The sequence below is a fragment of the Chryseobacterium panacisoli genome, assembly GCF_008274625.1.
Taxonomy (GTDB): Bacteria; Bacteroidota; Bacteroidia; order Flavobacteriales; family Weeksellaceae; genus Chryseobacterium; species Chryseobacterium panacisoli.
In genome coordinates this window covers 253689-276265 of record NZ_VTRU01000002.1, presented here as the reverse complement: position 1 = coordinate 276265, position 22577 = coordinate 253689, and the positions used below count along the sequence as shown (strand labels likewise).

At 38.7% G+C, this 22577-nt stretch carries 16 protein-coding genes; 6 read left to right on the top strand and 10 right to left on the bottom strand.

Translation table 11 applies throughout. From position 1 onward, the window contains the following. Positions 1-150: 150 nt before the first annotated feature. Positions 151-489, top strand: coding sequence for a hypothetical protein (locus FW781_RS11740; protein ID WP_047376348.1), 339 nt, complete (start codon positions 151-153; stop codon positions 487-489). Positions 490-586: 97 nt separating this feature from the next. On the opposite strand, the gene FW781_RS11735 is transcribed toward FW781_RS11740, so the two are convergent. After that, positions 587-1081, bottom strand: a complete 495-nt coding sequence (locus FW781_RS11735; protein WP_149387607.1) for an SRPBCC family protein — start codon at positions 1079-1081, stop codon at positions 587-589. 201 nt (positions 1082-1282) lie between these two features. On the opposite strand from FW781_RS11735, the gene FW781_RS11730 reads away from it, so the two are divergent. From FW781_RS11730 to FW781_RS11710, 5 genes are all read left to right on the top strand, one after another. Further along, entirely contained in the window at positions 1283-2827 is a 1545-nt protein-coding gene (locus tag FW781_RS11730) for a sensor histidine kinase (RefSeq protein WP_149387606.1), read from the top strand. Positions 2828-2948: 121 nt separating this feature from the next. Beyond that, on the top strand, positions 2949-3635 hold the full coding sequence (locus FW781_RS11725) for a response regulator transcription factor (RefSeq protein ID WP_002982671.1): 687 nt from the start codon (positions 2949-2951) through the stop codon (positions 3633-3635). Positions 3636-3713: 78 nt separating this feature from the next. Continuing rightward, positions 3714-4355: a polyadenylate binding domain-containing protein gene (locus tag FW781_RS11720; RefSeq protein ID WP_228720190.1), complete on the top strand. Its 642-nt coding sequence runs from the start codon at positions 3714-3716 to the stop codon at positions 4353-4355. A 19-nt stretch (positions 4356-4374) separates the two neighbouring features. Beyond that, positions 4375-4737: a hypothetical protein gene (locus tag FW781_RS11715; RefSeq protein ID WP_172625713.1), complete on the top strand. Its 363-nt coding sequence runs from the start codon at positions 4375-4377 to the stop codon at positions 4735-4737. 72 nt (positions 4738-4809) lie between these two features. After that, on the top strand, positions 4810-7515 hold the full coding sequence (locus tag FW781_RS11710; protein ID WP_149387604.1) for a TonB-dependent receptor domain-containing protein: 2706 nt from the start codon (positions 4810-4812) through the stop codon (positions 7513-7515). Positions 7516-7781: 266 nt separating this feature from the next. On the opposite strand, the gene FW781_RS11705 is transcribed toward FW781_RS11710, so the two are convergent. The 9 genes from FW781_RS11705 to FW781_RS11665 all read right to left on the bottom strand — a co-directional run bounded on the left by FW781_RS11705 (position 7782) and on the right by FW781_RS11665 (position 22453). Beyond that, positions 7782-8279, bottom strand: a complete 498-nt coding sequence (locus tag FW781_RS11705) for a cupin domain-containing protein (protein ID WP_149387603.1) — start codon at positions 8277-8279, stop codon at positions 7782-7784. A gap of 25 nt (positions 8280-8304) precedes the next feature. Then, positions 8305-10587, bottom strand: coding sequence for a GH92 family glycosyl hydrolase (locus tag FW781_RS11700; RefSeq protein WP_149387602.1), 2283 nt, complete (start codon positions 10585-10587; stop codon positions 8305-8307). Positions 10588-10608: 21 nt separating this feature from the next. Next, positions 10609-11469: an ROK family protein gene (locus FW781_RS11695; protein WP_149387601.1), complete on the bottom strand. Its 861-nt coding sequence runs from the start codon at positions 11467-11469 to the stop codon at positions 10609-10611. A 132-nt stretch (positions 11470-11601) separates the two neighbouring features. Further along, positions 11602-14010 (bottom strand): endo-beta-N-acetylglucosaminidase H, encoded by a 2409-nt coding sequence (locus tag FW781_RS11690; RefSeq protein ID WP_149387600.1) that lies wholly within the window; start codon positions 14008-14010, stop codon positions 11602-11604. 56 nt (positions 14011-14066) lie between these two features. Continuing rightward, positions 14067-16220 carry an endo-beta-N-acetylglucosaminidase H gene (locus FW781_RS11685; protein WP_149387599.1) on the bottom strand — a complete coding sequence of 718 codons (2154 nt, stop codon included), beginning with the start codon at positions 16218-16220 and terminating at the stop codon, positions 14067-14069. Between the two features lie 109 nt (positions 16221-16329). Continuing rightward, the gene (locus tag FW781_RS11680; protein ID WP_149387598.1) at positions 16330-17757 is read right to left on the bottom strand and encodes a glycoside hydrolase family 125 protein; all 1428 of its coding nucleotides are present in this window, start codon (positions 17755-17757) and stop codon (positions 16330-16332) included. A gap of 32 nt (positions 17758-17789) precedes the next feature. Next, positions 17790-20021, bottom strand: a complete 2232-nt coding sequence (locus FW781_RS11675) for a GH92 family glycosyl hydrolase (RefSeq protein WP_149387597.1) — start codon at positions 20019-20021, stop codon at positions 17790-17792. A gap of 128 nt (positions 20022-20149) precedes the next feature. Continuing rightward, entirely contained in the window at positions 20150-21121 is a 972-nt protein-coding gene (locus tag FW781_RS11670; protein WP_149387596.1) for a glycoside hydrolase family 130 protein, read from the bottom strand. 30 nt (positions 21122-21151) lie between these two features. Continuing rightward, complete coding sequence (locus tag FW781_RS11665) at positions 21152-22453, bottom strand: MFS transporter (RefSeq protein ID WP_149387595.1); 1302 nt, start codon at positions 22451-22453, stop codon at positions 21152-21154. Positions 22454-22577 lie beyond the last annotated feature (124 nt).

The window sequence follows — 22577 nt, the reverse complement described above, 5'->3', positions numbered from 1 at the left end:
ACCCGAATGGAAAAGAGAGAAGACTTTAAAGCCAAACAAGAAGAAAAAATACAGGATCTTTTGAAAAAAGCGAGAGAAGAAGACATTAGAAATAAAGAAAATAACAATTTATAAAAGATATTGTCATGATAAAATGGCAGTTATAATAATATGAACGAATCCGAATATTGGAAAAAAATAGAACAGTTCTTTGAAGACAATTTCCAGACTGAGAAGAATCCGCCCATTGAAACCCTTTTATTTTTGATCGGGCTACAGGAGCTGGGAAGCGGCCAGCAAAAATATACTAAAGAAGACAAGGTAAATCTAATTCATATTGCTGTGTGCAGACTGCTTGAGCCTTTTGGATATTATAAATTCACACATTATGAAGACGGGTGGCCGCAGTTTGACAAACTGGAAGAACTTCCGGAATTAAAGCCCAATGAGCAAAGCTTACTTATGAAAAAAGCAATCATTCAATACTTCCAGGAAGAAGAATTGATTTAATAAAAAAACAGGATGCCCATTCAGGTATCCTGTTTTTTATTATAAAATGTATCCGCAATCATTTTTTCATTTCCAAATTTTTCCGATGCCCAATTATTTAGGAGCCGATCAGTTCTTCCAATTGGGTCAATCCCATTTTAAAACCTTCTTCAAATCCCATATCCAAAATCTTTTTCATAACTTCCTGGGAATGGTAATGGATATTAATGGTCACTTTGGTTCCCTCTTCTACTCCGGTAAAGCCGATCAGCCATTTTGACCTTGGAAAATCTTCCATGATATTTCCTTTTTCATCACAGAAAGCGCTCATCCAGTCAAGACTTCTGTGTTCTGTAATTTCTCCATACTGAGACTGAGAATACATAGGTACCTTTTCTCCATTAGGTCCCACCATAGCATACATCCAGATTCCACCTTCTCTGAAGTCCTGTTTTAAAGTTTCACATTTCCAGGGTTTAGGGCCCCACCACAGGTCCAATAATTCAGATTGAGTGAAATGATCCCATACTGTTGAAACATCAGCCTTATAGATTTTCATGACGTACGTACTGGCAGCATCAAAATCTTTGTTGAAAATGATAGTAGATTCCATATATTTTTATTTTTAATAAAGTTAGCACTTTATTTATTGAAAGGGACTTTTCATATGACAAGCAAAGGATAATTCATAAATAATTGTTAAAAAACACTCTTTTAAGAAAAAAAAAACAATTATTTGGCTCGTTTTTTGTTTAAGTAGTCTTAAAACAATTAATTTTAACATTCATTTTTCCAAAACATATATAATTAAATAATGAATAACAAATTCATCCCAATAATTTCAGTGTTTATGACGATCTCACTGATTGTTTTTGTGACGCTCCAATTTTATTGGTTGAAAGGCTATTACGGTGTCCTGGAACAGGATTTTTCAAATAAGGTATATGCAGTTTTGGAAAGTACTTCACAAAATATTCAAGAAATTGAAGCCGACAAATACTTGAATCAGGATTACAAAGATTTCAGAAAAAATATTCTTGCGAACAGCAAACAGCCCTCCTTAACTACCATTCAACAGGTAGAAGACTCTGGTACCCAAAGACAAATTATTTACTCTAAAAACATCATTGAAAAAACACAGCTGCCGATTTCTCAGAAAGGAGATTCTATTAAACTCACAACCTTATATACAGACGAAGCAGCCTATAAAATAAAAAGAGACACCACCAACCGTGAACTTCTTACCACAGATATCAATCAGGAGATTGAGACTGGAGATTACTCCATGAAAGAATTTGTGAAAGTATATGGAAATAATCTTCCTATCACCAAAAGAGTGGATCCTAAAACACTTGATTCAGTAATTGCTAAAGAGCTCAAAATAAGGGGAATATCTGCCAAGTTCGGATATGGTGTTCTTGACCGCAACAATAAGCTTACAAGCATTGTGAATAAAGCATACAAAGAGAAAAAAGACAGTAATATCTACAGCTTCCCTCTCTTTGCAGACAAAAAAAATACGCTGTACAGTCTTGCATTGGTGTTCCCTAAGAAAGAATACTCTCTGGCAATGAACAACTGGCCGATGCTTTTAGGAACATTTCTTTCTCTTCTTACAATTCTTGGAATTTATATTATCTCCATCAATTATATGATGAGGCAGAAAAAGCTTGCTGAAGTAAAAACAGACTTCATCAACAATATGTCTCACGAGTTCAAAACACCATTGGCAACCATTTCTGTAGCAACAGATTCTTTGGCTAATGATAAAATCGCCACCAATCCGGATAAGGTAAAATATTATTCAGAGCTGATCAAGCAGGAGAACTTAAGGATGAAAAAGCAGGTGGAAAACGTCCTTAATATGTCTAAACTTGAGAGAAATGAAGTAGAACTGTTTTTAAAAGAAACCAATGTAAGGGAACTGATTAAAAGAACCACAGAATCTTTCAATCTTATTGTACAGCAAAGAAACGGAACGCTTACACAAAAGTTCAATGCTACCCAATATAATTTTAAAATAGACGAATTCCACATTTCAAATATGCTGGTCAACCTGCTGGACAATGCCAATAAATATTCTCCGGAAGCACCTGAAATACATGTGGAAACAAGAAATGAAGGACACTGGTATATCATTGAAATTTCGGATAAAGGAATGGGAATGGATACTCAGAATAAAACCAAAATTTTCGAAAAATTCTTCAGGGAAGAAACCGGAAATATTCACAACGTAAAAGGACAGGGATTAGGTCTTTCCTACGTAAAGAAAATAGTAGAACTGCACAAAGGACAGATTATCGTAGACTCTCATAAAGGAAATGGAAGTACATTCACGATAAAACTGCCAATGGGATAAAAGAGAAATGTCATTGATGACCGATACACCATCATTGATGAAAAAATAAACCAAATATCAAAATATAGAAGATAGAGTGAGGAAGTTCATTCTTAATGTTAATTATTAATTATTAAAAGTTATGAGCAACAGAATATTATTAGTAGAGGACGATCAGAGTTTTGGGGCGGTGCTTAAAGATTACTTGACAATCAATAATTTTGAAGTAACGCTTGCCACGGACGGGGAGCAGGGACTTAAAGAATTTACAGAAAATGAATTCGACATCTGCATATTTGACGTAATGATGCCTAAAAAAGATGGGTTTTCATTAGCTGAAGATGTAAAAAAGATTGATAAAAATACACCAATCATTTTCCTTACAGCAAGAAATATGAGAGAAGATATTTTGAAAGGATACCAGTTGGGTGCTGATGATTATATCACAAAGCCTTTTGATACTGAGCTTCTTTTATACAAAATCAAGGCTATTTTACAGAGAAGCTCTACATTGGAAAATGAGGAGCAGGAGCAGTTTAAAATCAGCAATATTTTCTTTGACTCTATGCTGAGACAGCTGAAAGTAGGTGATAAAGAATATAAACTTTCTCCTAAAGAAAATGAATTATTGAAACTTCTTTGCATCCACAGAAACGATTTCATGCCTAGAGATCTTGCGTTAAGAAAGATCTGGAAAAAGGAGAATTACTTCACTGCAAGAAGTATGGACGTTTATATTGCAAAGCTTCGTAAATTATTAAAAGACGACGAAGGATTGGAAATTATCAACGTACACGGAGAAGGATTTAGACTTTTGGTGAAAAATTAATCCAAAAATCAAATTATAAGTATAAAATTAGCAAAACAATTGAAAATGTTTTGCTAATTTTGTTTCATACCCATGGATATGAAGAATACATTTATAGGTTTGATCGCCGTATCACTACTAGCTGCATCTTGTAAAAAAGATGAAAGAGCAACTTATTTAAAAGAAGAAGCTAACACTGGACAACCCAACGTAGCCTTAAATACTACCTCAAAAACAGCACTGATGGATCAGGCAGGAATCCAATCCAGCCCTACTCCTGCTCCAATGGCTACTGCCCCCGGTATGAATCCTCCACACGGACAGCCTGGCCACCGATGTGATATCCCTGTCGGACAACCCCTGAACAGTGCACCTGCTACAGCAACACCTGCTTCACAAAATATAAATACAAACGGAAATAATATTGTTCAGATTGATCCTAATTCACTATCACCAGGAAAAATCACCCTTGATAATGGAAAACAGGCAAAAACAGCTCCGGGGATGAATCCTCCACACGGACAGCCCGGGCACCGATGTGACATTCCGGTAGGACAGCCTCTAAACAGTAAACCTGCGCCAGCTCCTCAGACGGCACAAAATGTAGTTCAGTCTACACCAGCTCCTGCGCCTTCACCTGCGGCACAGAACCTGGCGATGGGTGAAAAACCAAAGCTAAACCCGGCACACGGAGAACCTTGGCACAGCTGTTCTCTAAAAGTTGGTGATCCTTTGCCATAAATTTCTTATTTTTGCAGATATGAAGCTGTTTCACCTACTTGCAATAGTATTTTGCCTGGGAGTCTTTTTGATTCCCAAGGATAACTTCTATGTGCAAGGAATGCAGGAAACATGCTGTAAAGCAGAATCTTCCAAGAAAATGGACTGCTGTAAAAATCATTCTTCAAAAAAAGACAGCCAACATGACAAAACAAAGTCATGTAATGATGACTGCTGTTCATCATGTGTTGCCTGTTATACTTTTATTGAAACCCCTTTCTCAAAAAATCTACGCTTGGAACTGTCTTATTACAAAGCGAATAAGAATGCTCAGTTTCGATATTCAGATCCTTATCTTTCAGACCGTTTAAAAGAAATCTGGCAGCCGCCTAAGATAAGTTAATTAAAATATCATGGGTTCATTATAATATTATGTAATGGACTGTTTTTTAATTAATTTAAACTTTTAAACAAAATGAAATTACCTATTTCCAGGTTTATACTTGGCGCATTATTCCTATTTACACAATTTATATCTGCTCAGACACTTTCAAAAAACCAGTTCAAGGTAAAAGGGAACTGTGAAATGTGCAAAACAAGAATTGAAAGTGCTGCCAAAAAAGCAGGTGCAAAAACAGCCGTTTACTCCGTTGATCTTCAGACCTTAACTTTAGAAACAGACAAGGTATCTACCGATGATATTCTGCAAAAAGTAGCTGAAGCAGGCCATGATAATGAAAAGTTCAAAGCTCCGGATACTGTTTACAATAGTCTTCCGGGATGTTGTCTGTATAGCAGAGATCTACAGCCGTCCCAAGCGGAAACCCATCACGAACACCATACCAATGCTAATGTTTCTGATAAAAAAGAAAACGAATTCTATGTAAGGGGAAACTGTGCTTCTTGTAAAGCGAGAATTGAAAAGGCTTCAAAAGGTGCAGGTGCTGATACCGCAGAATGGAATGCAGAAAAGCAAACGGTTACTTTACATTTTGATCCTTCAAAAACCTCATCAGATAAGATCTTAAAGGCTATTGCTGATGCCGGTCATGACAATGAAAAGTACAAAGCTTCAGACGCTGTTTACAATGGCCTTCCGGGATGTTGTCTGTATGACAGAGACTTTACTTTCGGCGAACCCAATCCAAAAGTGCATTACGAAGAAGGAACAAAGCATGAAGATCATAAAGACAATAACACCCCGGCATCTAAAGAAGATCATTCTCAACATGAAAAAAACATTGACGGAGTTATTGTAACAGGCTCTAAGGCGGCAACAGCTTTAAGCAAGAAAGAAGCAGGACTTGTTTTTAATATTGATAAAAAAGAACTGTTAAAGGCAGCCTGCTGTAATCTGTCTGAAAGTTTCGAAACCAATGCAACTGTAGATGTTTCTTTCAGCAATGCCGTTACCGGAACAAAACAGCTGAAAATGCTTGGCCTGGATCAAAAATATACCAGCCTGACGAAAGAACAGTTACCTGAAATCAGAGGTTTGGCTTCTGCTTATGGTTTAAATTTTATTCCGGGAAGATGGATTGAAAGCATCCAGCTTACTAAGGGAGGAAGCACCGTAACAAATGGTTATGAAAGCATCACAGGACAGATCAATACTGAACTTCTGAAAAATGCAAAAACCCCGGAAACTTCATTAAACCTTTTCTCTGACTTCAATGGAAGAGCAGAAGTGAATATTACCAATGTCTCTCCTATCAATGATAAATGGTCTCAGACTTTCCTTCTTCACGGAAACGGAACTTTCGGGAATACGGATATGAATAATGACGGTTTTCTGGACAGACCAAAAGGAACTCAGATCAATGCCGCCTATTTGCTGAATTATAACGACCTTGAAAAGTCAGGGTTCGGGTCTCACTTCGGAATTAATTTTATCAGAGATGAAAGAACGGCGGGACAGGTTGGTTTTGATAAAAAGCTGGCTCAGGACAAACAGCCGTTTTATGGAGTAGGAATTGATATTTCAAGGTTTCAGGTTTGGAATAAAACCGGATATGTTTTTAAAGGAAAGCCTTACCAAAGTATCGGATGGATGAACCAATATGTGTATCACCAGCAGGATAGTTTCTTCGGACTGAGAAATTATGCAGGACAACAGCACACGTATTATTCCAACTTAATCTTTGAAAGCATTATCGGAAATACCAACCATAAGTATAAAGCAGGAGCAAGCTTCTTATATGACGGTTATAAGGAAACGTATTTATTGAATGACCTGAAAAGAAATGAAATGGTACCCGGAATCTTTGCCGAATATACTTTAACAGGTTTAAAATATACCTTAGTAGCAGGTTCCAGAGTGGATTTTCATAATCTGGCAGGAACTCAGTTTACACCAAGGCTAAATTTTAAGTATGATTTCACACCACAGACTATTTTAAGGCTTTCTGCGGGAAGAGGATTCAGAACAGCAAACGTATTTGCGGAAAGCCAGCAGTATTTTGCATCAAACAGAGCCATCAATATATTATCCAATGGAGGAGATATTTATGGTTTAAAACCTGAAATTGCATGGAATTATGGTGCAAGCTTACAACAGGAATTCAAATTATTCGGAAGAAAATCAAGCATTATCGCTGATTTCTTCAGAACAGATTTCCAGGATCAGGTGTTAGTGGATCTTGACCAATCTCCTCAACAGCTGACATTCTATAATCTGGATGGTAAATCTTTTGCGAATTCATTTCAGACACAATGGGATTTTACCCCTTTCAAAAACTTTGATGTAAGGCTTGCTTATAAGTATTATGATGTACAGGCTGATTATATCGGAGGAAGAAGAGAAGTTCCTTTTATGGCGAAACACAGAGGATTTCTGAATTTAGCATATTCTACCAATAAAAATAATAATGGAGGATTCTGGAGCTTTGATACGACTTTAAACTGGGTTGGAAAACAAAGACTTCCTGATACTTCAAGTAATCCGGCAGAGTTTCAGTTACCAACCTATTCGGAATCGTATGCAGTTCTTAATGCTCAGATTTCAAGAAATTTCAATAAAAAAATCAGAGCTTATGCAGGGGGTGAAAACCTTACTTCCTATTATCAGAAAAACGCGATTGTTGATTTTAAAAATCCTTTCGGAAATTATTTTGACGGAGGAATGGTATATGCACCGATTATGAAGGCCAACTTCTATGTGGGACTGGATGTGACGTTTTAAAAAAGCGGGAAACCGGAAGAATGAAGCTGGAGGTACTATTCGCCGATGAAGCTATTGGGAATAAACAGCTAAGTAATAAAATCTGAATAAACAAAACCTTATAGGCCTGTGAGACCTATAAGGTTTATTTTTTATCATCAGTATATAGGTTCAGCATGAATAATGGAAGAAAACAATGAGTTTTTAACAACTTCCAGCAACTTCCTTCTTCCAGCCTCAAGCTTCCTGCCAATAAAAAATCCGCTTCAATGAAGCGGATTTTTTATTTATCTTCCAAAGTCATCCTGTACTCTTACGATATCATCTTCATCTGAAGGATTGGATGCATCGGTATGCTGCCAGATTTCGGCTACAATTCCCCAGCCTGCAAGACCGATTAATCTGTGTCTTTCTCCCTGCTGCAGTTTTACCTGATCTTTCGGACCATATTCTCCCAATTCTCCTTCTTCATCGGTATTGCTTCTCTTGATCCCTACGGTTCCTTCCACCACCTGCCATATTTCGGCTCTTCTGTGGTGGTACTGCCAGCTTAATCTTGCCTCCGGAGCAACGATAAGAATTTTCGGGCTTAGCTTCCCTCCTATTCTCAGGTTGTCTACATCAATACCATCAAAATACTGATTGGCAAAATCCTGCGCCTGTGTTTCATCAATCACAAAGAAACCTCCCCATGGTCTTGTATCATCTTTTGCTGCGATGTTAAAACCCTGCGTCTGCAATATGCTTTCTACTCTATCGAATATTTCTTTTTTTTCTGTACTCATACAGCTTGTATTTCTAAATTAAAAATTATTTATTTGATTCTTCTTTTGACATTGAGTATGGAAAATCTTTTTCCTGTGAACCTCTTTCTTTATTGGGTTTGCTGTCCATTTTAAAGTCTAAGACAGCTCCCTTCATCAGTTCTTTATGGCTCAGCCAGTTTTTGGAATAAGGTTTCTGGTTTACATTCAAAGATTTTACATATAAATTTTCGGAATTGTTTTCCGGAGCTTTTATTTCAATTTTCTTACCATTTTCCAAATGGATGGTAGCTTCTTTAAACAATGGTGCTCCCAGTACATACTGATCTGTTGCCGGTGTCACCGGATAAAATCCAAGGGCTGAGAAAATATACCATGCAGAAGTCTGTCCGTTGTCTTCATCACCGCAATATCCATCCGGAGTTGCATGATACAATTTATTCATCACCTGTCTTGCCCAATATTGTGTTTTGTATGGAGCTCCTGCATAATTGTACAGATAAATCATATGCTGAATCGGTTGGTTTCCGTGGGCATACTGTCCCATATTCATGATCTGCATTTCTCTGATCTCGTGAATTACGCCGCCATAATAGCTGTCATCAAAAACCGGAGGCAATGAGAATACTTCATCTAATTTGGCTTCAAATTTCTTTTTCCCGCCCATCAGTTCAGCCAGACCATCAATATCCTGGAAAACAGACCATGTGTAGTGCCAGCTGTTTCCTTCTGTGAAAGCATCTCCCCATTTGAAAGGATTGAAAGGTTTCTGGAAATTGCCGTCTTTATTTTTACCACGCATCAAACCTGTTTCCTTATCAAATACATTTTTGTAATTATAAGCTCTTTTCTTATAGATATCAATCTCAGAAGCGGGTTTACCCAGTGCCTTCCCTAGCTGATAGATCGAAAAGTCATCATAAGCATACTCCAGGGTTCTTGCAGCATTTTCATTGATTTTTACATCGTAAGGCACATAGCCCAATGTATTGTAATATTGTACTCCTGCACGGCCTACAGCTTCTATAGGACCTTCATTATTGGCTCCGTGTTTTACAGCCTGCCAAAGCGCTTCTGTATCATATCCGCGAAGTCCTTTAATGTAAGCATCAGCCACGACAGATGCAGAATTGTTTCCGATCATAATATCAGAATATCCCGGACTGCTCCACTCCGGTAAGAATCCTCCTTTTTTGTAAGCATTGGCCAGTCCTTCCTGCATTTCTACATTGATACCTGGATAAACAAGATTCAGGAAAGGATATAAAGCACGGAAAGTATCCCAGAAACCTGTGCCTGCAAACATTCTTCCTTCTGCAATTTTACCATTGTAAGGGCTCCAGTGTTTTATTTTGTTCTGAGCATCTATTTCATATAACTTTTGTGGGAAAAATAAAGTCCTGTACAAAGAGGAATAAAAGGTTCTCATCTGTTGATCTGTTCCTCCTTTTACCTCTATTTTCCCTAAGGTCTTGTTCCAGATATTTTTAGCATCCGTTTTTACCTGTTCAAAGTTTTTGGTTCCGATTTCTCTTTTAAGATTCAGTTCTGCCTGTTCAAAGCTGATGAATGAAGAGGCTACTTTTGCATAAACCGTTTCTTTATTTTTAAGCTTAAACCCTACTACAGCACCTGTATGATCACTGGTAATTTCTAACTGATCATTCACCAGTTTATCGTCTTTCCAGGTTTTTGTCAGTTCAAAATCTTTATCAAACTGAATGACAAAATAGTTTTTAAAATTTTCATATTTCCCGGTAGAATATCTCGTTGTATAGCCGAGGATTTTTCTTTCTTTGGGTAAAATTTTAATATAGGAACCTTTGTTCAAAGCATCCACAACTATGTAAGCACTGTCTGTTTTAGGAAAATCAAATTTAAAATATGATGCTCTTTCTGTAGGGGTAAATTCTGTTGTAACATTGATGTCAGCCAAGTAGACACTATAGAAATAAGGCGTTGTAACCTCAGCTTTATGGCTGAACCAGCTTGCTCTTTCGTCTTCTTTAAATTTCATTTTTCCTACTCCCGGCATGATGGCAAAAGCGCCATAATCATTCATCCATGGAGAGGGCTGATGGGTTTGTTTGAATCCTTTTATTTTATCTGCATCGTAGGTGTATGCCCATCCGTCGCCCATCTTACCGGTCTGTGGAGTCCAGATATTCATTCCCCAAGGAAGTCCGACTGCCGGATAGGTATTTCCGTTGGATAGGGAGGGCTTGGACTGAGTTCCCATCAAAGGATTCACATAATCTACGGGAGATATGTTCTGACCCAATGCCCAGGCCTGTAATAGCAGTAAGCAGGTAGAAAATATAAACTTCATTGTATCTTTTCGTTTATTAATTTATATAAGCTTTTTTAATGCATAGCTGGCAGCTCCAAGAATGGCCGCATCTTCGAATATGGCCGAAATTTTCACCTGCAAGTTAATATTATTCTTTGTTAAATTCTGAATAAATCTTTGCTCAAAATAAGGATATGCTTTGGCAATATTACCCCCTATAACTAAAACTTCCGGTTTGTAATGAGCTACATATTTCATGATGAATTCTGAAAAAGAGTCTGCATATTCATCAAACATTCTGGTTTGTATTTCTATGGGTTTATCCAGCAAATCTTTGGTTCCGGAAATTTCCTCTCCTGTCAGTTCTTTATAATGATTCACAAACCAGCGTGTTGCCAGATAATCTTCACTGATGGAATCTCTGAAAGGAGAATCCCATAAGTCTTCATCGGCAGCAAATTCTCCGTTGAAGAAGGTTGTCCCCAATCCTGTGCCGAGAGTGACTCCAAAAGCACTGTTGAATCCCTGGGCACAACCTCCGAATACTTCTCCCTCCATGAATGCTGCCGCATCATTTACAAAATGAATCTGTTCCCGAGAAATATCCAGTCTTTTCGCCAGTTCCTCTTTAATATTAACCTGATAGATATCAATAAATTTTCCCTGCTGCATCAGCGATATTCCGTTTTCATAATCGAAAGGTCCAGGCATTGCAACACCGATTAGAAGATCTTCTTTTATGAGATGATGAGCCACTTTTTCAATAGCTGACACCCATGCGGTAAAAATAACTTCTTTACTTTCAAAAGCATCTACATGTTCTCTCACATAGGTTGATGAAATGATTTCACGTTTTTCCGGATCTACCTGAGCCAGTGTAATGTGCGACCCTCCGATATCTATTCCTACTATATTCTGCATTATTTTTTATTTTAAATTCTAGACATCCCTGTGACTGAAAAAACAGACAAACGAAAGTATACCTCCGTCTGTCTGCCTTTGTATTTCAGACTTTATTTTATGAATTCCATTAACTATTTTATTATCTGAATCTTATTTCACGATAATTTTACCTGTGGATATTACTTTATTGTTTGCGGATGTAATTTTGTAAATATAAGTACCACTGATTAAATCCTGTGTATTGACTGCATTATTATTTTGATGAATATCCTGTTTTTTGACTAATTTTCCTGAAACATCATACAATGCCACTTCACCTGCTGAGCTATCACTAATCGAAAAGTGAATGTCATTTCCTCTTTTCACAGGGTTTGGATACACAGCGCTGTTGTCTTTTACGGATTCAATATCTTTTACAGCAAGAGATGAGGCGCACGCAACATCTGTTCTCCAGTTGGCATCTGTCATATTGATCAGGGTTGCAAAATGAGTGTTTGCCGTAGCATCTAATGCACCAGAACCGCTCCCTTCATCCATTTTCCAGTTTGCTTCAAGACCAGTAGAATTGGCAGGAACATTACAGCTGTTACTCAATATTTCCTGAGGAGTCAGAGCCCTTTTCCACACTCTGAATTCATCAAGGAACCCATTGATTGTACGGGAATTGTCATAATTTCTGCCCAGATAAAGGATTCCGTTTGCTGTAAAGTTACCGGTTACTGCAAAGGTTGCATCAAGGTTACCGTTGACATAAATTTTCATTGCTGCACCATCATAAGTGGCTGCTACATGATACCATGTATTGGTATTGAATGCTGTATTCGTATTCAGTTTCACCTGTGATGAACCGAAGCTCAGGATAAACTGAATTTTGTTATTCGCCAGGTTTCCGTCCCCAAATCTAAGCATTGCGGAGTTATTATCTCCTACTTCTACTCCCATTACTGATGAAATATAAGGGAATCCTGTTTTGAAAGCATTTACTTTTACCCATCCTTCAAATGTCATCGCATTTCCGCTCAGGTTAAATTGTCCTGCGTTAAGATAATGTGTGCTTCCATTGAAAGAAAGAGATCTGGCACCAGGACTTGTAACAGGAGCGAAACCACTGTTGAATGATCCTTCTCCTGAATAGGTGCTTGTAGTTCCTCCCGCACATGAAGCCTGTACTTTCCATACATAGTTTGTATTGGGGGTAAGATTTTGAAGTGCGTAGGAATTGGTTGCAATATTAGGAATCTCAGACCATGTTGCTGCCGCCGCTGTTTTGTATTGCAGAGTATATGAAGTTGCATTTCCTGCATCCCATGATAGCTGGGCATTATTACCAAGGAAACTTCCGGAAGTTAATCCTGATGGCGTAGTGCAGCCACTTCCGGAGTTAAACCTTGGTGCAAAAATATAAGTACTTGTTAATGTTGGAGAACAGTTCGACTGTATTCTCCAATCGTAATCTGTATTCAGGGTAAGGTTGTTGATGATAATGTTATTTCCTGAATAGTTATTGGCCACATTCGTCCATACTGTAGAATTGGCTGGTTTGTAATCAATATTATAAGACTGGGAAGCATTGGAAGTCCAGTTCAGTTTTGCTGAAGCTCCTGTCACATTTGAAACATCAAGTCCTAATGGGGGATCACAGGTTTGTCCCTGAGACCAGGAATATAATTGACCGCTTAAGAGCGTATTTTCGTTGTAAAGAATATTAGATCCTGTACTCAGATAGCTGGCAACATTTGTTCCTGCCAGGTCGTACCACATGAAAACGCCGTATTGGTCATTTTTTGTGCTGGTCGCTAAGCTTGCCAGTGTAGTTGCAGACGTAGAACTTGGATTCGAGTTTTGTATCCAGGTTGCTGCAGCTGAGATTTTGGATTTATTAAGTGGGGGAACCACAGGTGCATTGTATGTGCTGTACATCGCATTCCATGTATAGTCTATATAATTTCCTGCTAAATCTCCATTATAAGCTTGTCTTGTAGTAGCCGGACCGTAGTAATAGAATGTAATCAGTTTATCCGGCATTGCTGCTTTCAATTCCTGTAAAAGCATTACAAAAGAGCTGTTATTGGGCTGTCCCGTTCCGTTGTTTCCATAGCCTGCATATTCATCATCAAGGTCTACTCCGTCCAAACCGTAAGTATAAACAGTATGAGCTACCTGCAGAGCGAAATCTTTTGCTGCTTCACGGTTAGGAAAATTAGAAATTCCTGCTCCCTGGTGATTTCCTAAAAGATCCAGCAACACTTTCATTCCTTTTTGCTGTAAAGGTTTTACGTAGGTATTGACATCATTCAGAACTTTGGTGACATTGTTATTGTTTGAAATATAAGCTCTGTTTTTGGAAACATCATAGTTGATATTCGCTGCAAAAATAATGGCAACATCAAAAAGCTGCCTGTTGGTATTCTGCAGAGTATATGAACCTGCGTTCAGCATATTATTGTTGTTCACTTCCACATAGCAGACTCCTAAAGGATCAAGCTGCTGTGCTTTGAGCAACGGAGCTGTCTGAAGCATCAGGGCCATCAGGGGAATAAAAAAGGATTTTTTTCTCATAGTATATCAATTTTGTAGTAGAAAATCATTGGGCCGAAGCCCAATGACTGGGGTTATTATTTTACAATTAGTTTTTCGGATTGTTTTAAGCTTCCATCATGAGATTCAAACTGAAGGATATAGTTTCCTGCTGACAGCCTGGTCAATTCATAAGGGTTATTTCCGGAGTTCAGTGATTTTGTATCTATGATTCTTCCATTAAGATCATAAACTGTTAATTTTCCTTTACTGTATTCATCAGGAACAGATACTGTAAGTGATGAAGATTTGCTTGCCGGATTAGGATATAATTTTATCTGATTTTTAATGCTTATCTGTCCTGCATCTACTGCCTTTTGACCCGAAGCATTTCTTGCTGCCAGTGAACTCCCAGCCGCACATGGCAGATCTGTTCCCCAATTGGAAGCATCTACCCCTGTTAACGTTAAAGTCACACCATTTCCTGAAGTATCCTGAACAGTAGAACCACTTCCCTCATTAAACTTCCAGTAAGCAGCCAATGAAGTAGCCGGAACGGATATATTACACATATTCTGACTGATTTCTGTCTGGCTTAATGCACGTTTCCATACTCTTACCTCATCTATTTTTCCATTGAAGTTTCTTGATGTGTTATATAAATATCCTACATTAAATGCTCCTGTTGAATTTACATTTCCGGTCTGTGCTTTAGTTGCATTCAGAACACCATTGATATACAATTTCATATTGGCACCATCATAGGTCGCAGCCACATGATACCATGTATTGGCATTCAAAGCAGTTGCAGAAGCCAGTTTTTGCTGTACATTATTAATACTTACCACAAACTGAAGCTTATTATTCGCCAGGCCGGCATCTCCTAATCTTAAGAATGCAGAATTGCTGTCGCTTACCTCCGTTCCCATAATGGAAGAGATATACGGAGATGCTGATTTAAATGATGAAGGTTTGATCCATCCTTCAAAAGATAAGGCAGAACCACTCAGATTCATACTTCCGGCAGCTCCTGATTCTGTGCTTCCATCTAAAGATAATGCATAGGAACCTGTCGGAGTTGTTCCTGAAGTGCTGGTAAATCTTGGCGCAAACATATAGGCGCTTTTCACACTGCAGTTTGTTCTGATTCTCCAGTCATATTCCGTATTGGCTGTTAATCCGGAAACGGTTATGGAAGTTGAGCTGGTCGCTGACACCGCATTCGTCCATGTTGTTGAAGAAGCTGGCTTATAATCAATATCGTAAGTATTAGTTCCTACGGCTGACCAGTTTAGTTTTGCACTTGTTCCTGTAAGATTGCTTGTGTATAAACCAATAGGTGCATCACAATTGGTTCCTTGTGTCCATGATTGTAAAGTACCGCTTAGAACTGTCGGCTCCCCATATAATGTCTGAGTTCCTGCTGAAAGCTGGGATGTTTCATTAGTTCCGTGTAAATCATACCACATGAATACTCCATACCCTCCATTTTTGGTTTGGGTGGCCAGACTCGTGGTTGTAGAATTGGAAGTATTTCCCATCCATACGGCTGCAGGAGAAATTTGCGCTTTGGTAAGAGGAGGTACATTTGGGGCAGAGAATGTTCCGTACATGGCATTCCAGCTATAGTTAACGTTGTCTCCTACTCTGGCTCCGTTCCAGGAAAGTCTTGAAGCTGCAGGTCCATAATAATAGAATGAAATAATTTTATCCGGTAATAATGCTCTGAGCTCCTGAACAAGCATTACAAAAGAGCTGTCATTAGGCTGCCCTGTTCCGTTGTTTCCATATTCTGAATATTCATCATCAAAATCAATTCCATCAAGACCATAGGTGTTCACTGTATTGGCAAGCTGTAATGCAAAGTCTTTTGCGGCTTCACGGGTAGGAAAATTACAGATTCCTGCTCCCTGGTGATTTCCCAAAATAGTCAGTACTACTTTCATTCCTTTTTGCTGAAGTGGCTTTATGTAGGTATCTGCATTCGTAAGCACTTTGGTAACGTTATTATTGGAATACAGATAGGCTCTTCCACGGCTGGTATCATAATTAATATTAGCCGCAAAAATATTCACAACATTGAACAGATAGCTGTTCGATGTCTGCAGTTTGTACGCTCCTGCATTCAGGAGGTTGTTGTTATTCACTTCCACGTAGCATATTCCGGTAGGACTAAGCTGTTGCGCGCTAATCAGAGAACCAGACTGAAGCATCATGGCAATCAGTGCGGTAAAGATGGATTTTTTTTTCATTGTATAATTTTTTTAAGGTGTTTTGGTGTCTGAATTTTATATAGCATTCCCCTGACACCTTCTTTTTCGGGAAGGAATCTCAGATGAATAAACCATATAAAAAGGTTGGCTATGTCAGTAGTTCCGGGTTTTCGTTAAAGGTTTTCCATAACAATTCGCCAAACAGGGTATTTGCCCATGCAAACCATTCTCTGGTGAACTTTTTGGCATCGTCTTTATGGAAGGATTCATGCATAAAGCCTGTTCCTCCGTGCGTTTTCTGTAAGGTATCTATACACCATCTGATCTCACTTTTGTCATTGGTAGTGAGTGCCTTCACTATGATACTCATTGGCCAGATCATGTCAAGTCCGATATGCGGACCTCCTATCCCTTCTGCCAGTTTTCCTTTGAAGAAGAACGGGTTGTTTTCTGACCACACAAATTTTCTTGTATTCAAATACACAGGGTCGTCAGCTTTCACCGCATCCAGATAAGGCAGTCCCAACAGGCTTGGACAGTTTGCATCATCCATCAGGTTGTAGCTTCCAAAGCCATTCACTTCAAAAGCATAGATTTTTCCAAATTCAGGATGATTGTAAATTCCGTATTTTTTGATGGCCGTCTCTACCTCATCAGCAAGGCTGTTCAGCTGTTGAGCCAGTGTTTTTTCATTTTTAATCTGAGCAACCATTTCCGCAGCCTGACGTAAGCTTACTACTGCAAATAAGTTGGAAGGAATCAGGAATCCATAGATGGTAGCATCATCACTTGGACGGAACATAGAGCTGATAAGCCCTACAGGTTTCGTCGGATAACCATATCCTCCCATAGGAACTCCATCTGTTGCCCAAGCTGTTGTACGCTCAAATTTGTAAGGTCCCAGATCATTTTTTCTCTGCTGTTCTGTAAAAGTCTGCAGGGTAAGTTTAATACCTTTCAGCCAGTTGGCATCGAAAGGTTTTGTATCTCCTGTTGTTTTCCAGAAGTGATAGGCCAGACGGATAGGATAGCAAAGCGAGTCGATTTCCCATTTTCTTTCATGGGTTCCCGGCTTCATATCAGTATGGTCGTATTCTTTCCACTTACTGATCTTCTGATCGTCGTTATAGAAAGCATTCGCATAAGGATCTTTCAGGATGAATGTCGTCTGTTTATGAATCACTCCTGAGATAAGCTTGTGTAGTTTTTCATCTTTTTTCGAAAACTGCAAATAAGGGAAAACCTGTGCGGAACTGTCACGAAGCCACATGGCATCAATATCCCCTGTGATTACGTATGTATCCGGTGTTCCGTTGATTTCATTATAGAAAACAGTAGTATCTAATGTATTGGGAAAGCTGTTTTCAAAAAGCCAGCTTAGCTCTTTGTTCTTTACTTTCTTTTTAAAAGCAGCGATAGCATTTTCTACGGATTCGCTGGTAAAATGTCTTTTATCTTTAGGAACACGGACAACAGGAAAATCATCCAGCACTAAATTTTTAGCAAAAACATTCTGAGTGAACAGCAATCCGGCTCCTGCCAGTGCACTTGTTTTAATAAAATTTCTCCTTTCCATTGATACTTTTGTTTCGTTTATTTTTATGAGTCTTATTTTACCGGTTTGCTTCCCATGACGAATCTAAGCTCGCCACCTTTCATGATATCGCTGTGATTCAGCTCCCAGCTTTTGTATTCTTTACCGTTCAGAAACATTTTCTGTACGTAGATATTCTTATCAGATATCTTGTCTGCAATCACTGTGAAAGTCTTCCCGTTCTCCAGTTTTAAAGAAGCTTTCGGGAATTGTGGTGCTCCGATGGCGTAAACAGGTTTCCCCGGTGTTACGGGATAGAATCCTAGTGATGAAAAAATATACCATGCTGACATTTGACCGCAGTCTTCGTTATTGACAATTCCATCAGGTTTGGCAGCGTACATATTGTCGCGAATATATTTTATCATTTTCTGAGTCTTGTAAGGACTTCCTGCATAATTGTACAGGTATGGAACATGATGCCCCGGTTCATCTCCGAATCCTAAAGATCCGATAAATCCTGAGATATCTACGTGCTGCTCTCCTTCCATATGAAGCGCTTCTGTAAAGGTTTTATCCAGTTTTTCTTCAAATCCTTTTTTTCCTCCGTACAGATTCATCATTTCGTCAATTTGATGCGGCACAAAGAAATCATACGCCCAGATGTTTCCGGAAACCCAGTGGGGCTGAAGTTTTTTCCAGTCATTAAGCTTGAAATCTGCTAAGAATTTTCCGTCTTTCTGTCTTGGCCAGAAGTGATTATTTTCTTTATTGAAGGTATTCAGAAAGTTCATAGAACGTTTTTTATACACTTCTGATTCTTCTTTTTTTCCTAATTTTTCAGCAAGCTTCTGGATACACCAGTCGTCATATGAATATTCTAATGTTGCAGAAACTGAAGCTCCGTTTTCTGATGGAGTGTAGCCTAACTTGATATAATCATTAAGACCTCCACCACCATCGCTGCTGCTCATTTTATCCGTTAAAGAAGCATCTTTCATCGCAGCAAATGCTTTTTCAGCATCAATACCCGGAACTCCTTTTGAAATGGCATCCCAGATTACCGAAGCACTGTGATAACCCAACATGCAGAAGTTATCATATCCGCAAAGTTCCCAGATCGGCATATGATCTTTACGGTCTGTATATCTGCTGATTAAGGAATTGGCAAATTCTTTTGTATGTTTCTGATCCATAATGGTCAAAAGCGGGTGCGTTGCTCTGAATCCGTCCCAGTAAGAATATGTACTGTAGTTCGTGAACCATTTCGTATTCATATTTTCCTGAGCGGCAACATAGTCTCCATTCACATCCATATAAAGGTTCGGTGCAATGAAAGTATGATAAACGCCTGTATAGAAAATTTTTCTCTGGCTGTCGGTTCCTCCTGTTACCTGGAATCTGCCGATCAGATCTCTCCATGTCTTCTGTGCAGTCTCTTTTGCTTTTGCAAAGTCAACATTTGTTGCTTCAGTATCAAAGTTTTCCTGTGCATTTTCTGTACTCACCGGGGATAAAGAAACTTTTACTTCAATGCTTTCCTGATCTTCTGTTGAGAATCTTACAAAAGCTTTAGCATCCTTGGCAAGGGCAATTTTTTCATCATTTTTGATTTTTCCGTCAGCATACACGCCGTAAGACTTAAACGGTTTGGAAAACTCCATCACGAAGTAAGCAAATCGTTTACCTCCCCAGCCGTTGCTGTAACAGTAACCTTTGATTTTATTATTGCCTTCCACACTTACTAAAGTATGGTAGATATTACCGAAGATTTTATTAGTAGGATCAATAATGATATTGGCCTCATTACTCTTTGGGAAAGTATATTTATGAAATCCGACCCTTGGGGAAGCAGTAAGCTCTGCTTTAATTCCATAGCTGTCCAGCATTACAGAATAATATCCCGGAGACGCTACTTCTTTATCATGCGTAAACTTTGAACGGTAACCTGTTTCAGGATTTTCTTCTGATCCCGGCAACATTTTCACCTGTCCTACGGTAGGCATTACCAGAATATCTCCAAGGTCTGCCCATCCTGTTCCGCTAAGGTGGTTATGACTGAATCCCATGATCGTTTTGCTGCTGTAGTGGTATCCGGAACACCAGTCCCAGTCGCCACTTTTTGTATTCTGATCCGGACTCAGCTGTATCATCCCGAATGGTGTAGTTGCCCCCGGAAATGTATGCCCATGTCCTCCTGTGCCTATGAAAGGGTCTACCCAGGATAAAACATCATTTTTATTTTGCTGGGCATTAGCTACAGAAATCAGGGTGGTAAAAAAGCAGATTAACAGTTCTTTTTTCATGATAAGAGAGGTATCGGAGATTTTTTTGTTTAAAAGTTGGTTTAAAAATAGGAAAACCATTATAAAATTCCCAGAAAAAGGGAAAATTAAGATGATTAACCTATTTTCCTAAACTTTATATTACTGTATTAAATTGAATTCTTTTTCATAAAATCAATGATTTCTGAGATATATCCAAAGGCAATAGCAACTACAGTATCAGCGGCACCATAATATACTGTTACTTTGTCTCCTTCCGTGAGCGCTGCACAAGGGAAAACCACATTCGGTACATCTCCTGTCAGTTCATACAATTCAGCCGGAGCCAACAGATAAGGCTTCGTTCTGTACAATACTTTTGTAGGATCTTCAAGGTCCAGCAAAGCTGCTCCCATTGAATATCTGAATCCTCTGCAGGTATTGATCACTCCATGATAGAAAAGCAGCCATCCTTCTTCTGTTTTGATAGGAACGGGTCCTCCTCCTATTTTTGTACATTGCCATGCACTGTCTTCGAAAGGCGTTACTTTCATCACGCAGCGGTGCTCTCCCCAGTACTTCATATCAGGGCTATAGCTGATATAAATATCTCCGAAAGGCGTGTGTCCGTTATCACTCGGACGGCTCAGCATGGCATATTTACCGTTGATTTTTTCAGGAAACAAAACTCCGTTTCTGTTGAATGGAAGGAATGCATTTTCGCACTGAAAAAATTCTTTAAAATCAAAAGTATATCCAATTCCGATGGTTGGACCGTTGTATCCGTTGCACCATGTAATCCAGTAGCGGTCTTCTATAAACGTTACGCGGGGATCATATTTGTAATCGGATTCAATCATCTCCGTATTTCCTGCCTGCATTTCAATAGGATCATGATTGATGTCCCAGTTGATTCCATCTTTACTGAAACCAGCAAAAATATTCATCTGTACTGCCTTGTTATCACAACGGAATACTCCTGCAAATCCATCCTCAAAAGGAATTACTGCACTGTTGAATATACTGTTGGATGTTGGTATCGCATATCTGTTAATGATCGGGTTTTCGGAAAACCTCCACATGATATCATTGCAATCTTCCGGGCGATCCTGCCAAGGGATCATTACTGATTGAGCTGTCATAAAGTATTTTTTACTTTTTATTTTTAATTATTATGAATTGATTTGTTGTTCTTTCTGGTTTTCCGGATAAGGGAAAGGAACGAATAAAGTGGCCAAGAATGCAGGAATGGTAGCAATTAACACCCAGATAAAGAACATTTTGTAGCCAATCCAGTCACTGATCATCCCGCTGAACATTCCGGGAATCATCACACCAAGATTCATAATTCCTGTTGCAAATGCGTAATGCGCTGTTTTGTGTTTTCCTGGAGCAATCTGCTGCATCATGTAGAGCATTAACCCTACAAAACCAAATCCATAGCCGAAATATTCCACTACCACCGCAATTCCTACAGGCAATAGATCTGAAGGCTGATAATGAGCTAATAATGCATAGACCACAAATGGAATATTAAATGCACAGCATAGCCAGATCAAAGATTTCTTTAGTCCGCGGGCTGAGATAAAATATCCTGCCAGTACGGATCCCAAGATAAATGCTGCAGAACCGTATGTTCCATAAATAAGTCCGATATCAGAAGTTGATAATCCTAATCCTCCTGATATTCTTGGAGCTTTAAAAAACAATGGTGCTATTTTGATCGCAAATCCTTCTGCGAAACGGTAAAGAATAATGAAAAGGATACACCATAGAATCTTCTTTTTGGTAAAGAAAGAGGTAATCACTTCCAACAATTCCTTACGAACATTTCCGGCCGTTTTCTCATCTTTCTGTTCTTCTTTGTTTTCTTTTGGAAGAATGAAATAGTGGTAAATAGCCAATACAAAAAACAGGAGTGCATAGATCACCATAATGATCATCCAGGCATGAGTAACTCCTTTTGTTTTTTCTAAAAAACCAGCAAAATAAACTAATGCTCCACTGCTGATAATCTTGGCAAGATTGTAAAAAGCGCCCTGCCAGCCAATATATTTCGCCTGTTCTTTATTGGTAAGAAAACCAATATACGTTCCGTCTGCTACCACATCATGGGTAGCTCCACAAAATGCGATTACTGCAAAAAGTGCAATACTGTACTTGAAAAAATCATGCATTGGCAGACTTAAGGCCACCAAAGCAAACAGAATTCCTATAGCAAACTGAGTAGAAACAACAAAGAATTTTTTTGTTTTATAGATCTCCAGAAACGGGCTCCAAAGTGGCTTTAATGTCCAGGAGAACAGGATAAGGGCTGTCCAGAATGTGATCTGTGAATCCGAAACACCCATATCTTTATACATGATTCCTGAAACCGCATTAATGGTTACAAAGGGAACTCCCATTGCAAAGTATAATGTGGAAATCCAGAGAATTGGCTGGATCCGACGGATTCCGGAGTTGTTTTTTCCCATATTTAAAAATAAGATTCCAAATAAAAGAGAACATCTCAAAGATTCATTCAGGCTAAAAAAAACGAAACTATAAACTTTTTGGAGATTCTACTCTATTCTCCCGCCTCAATGAATGTGTCAGATA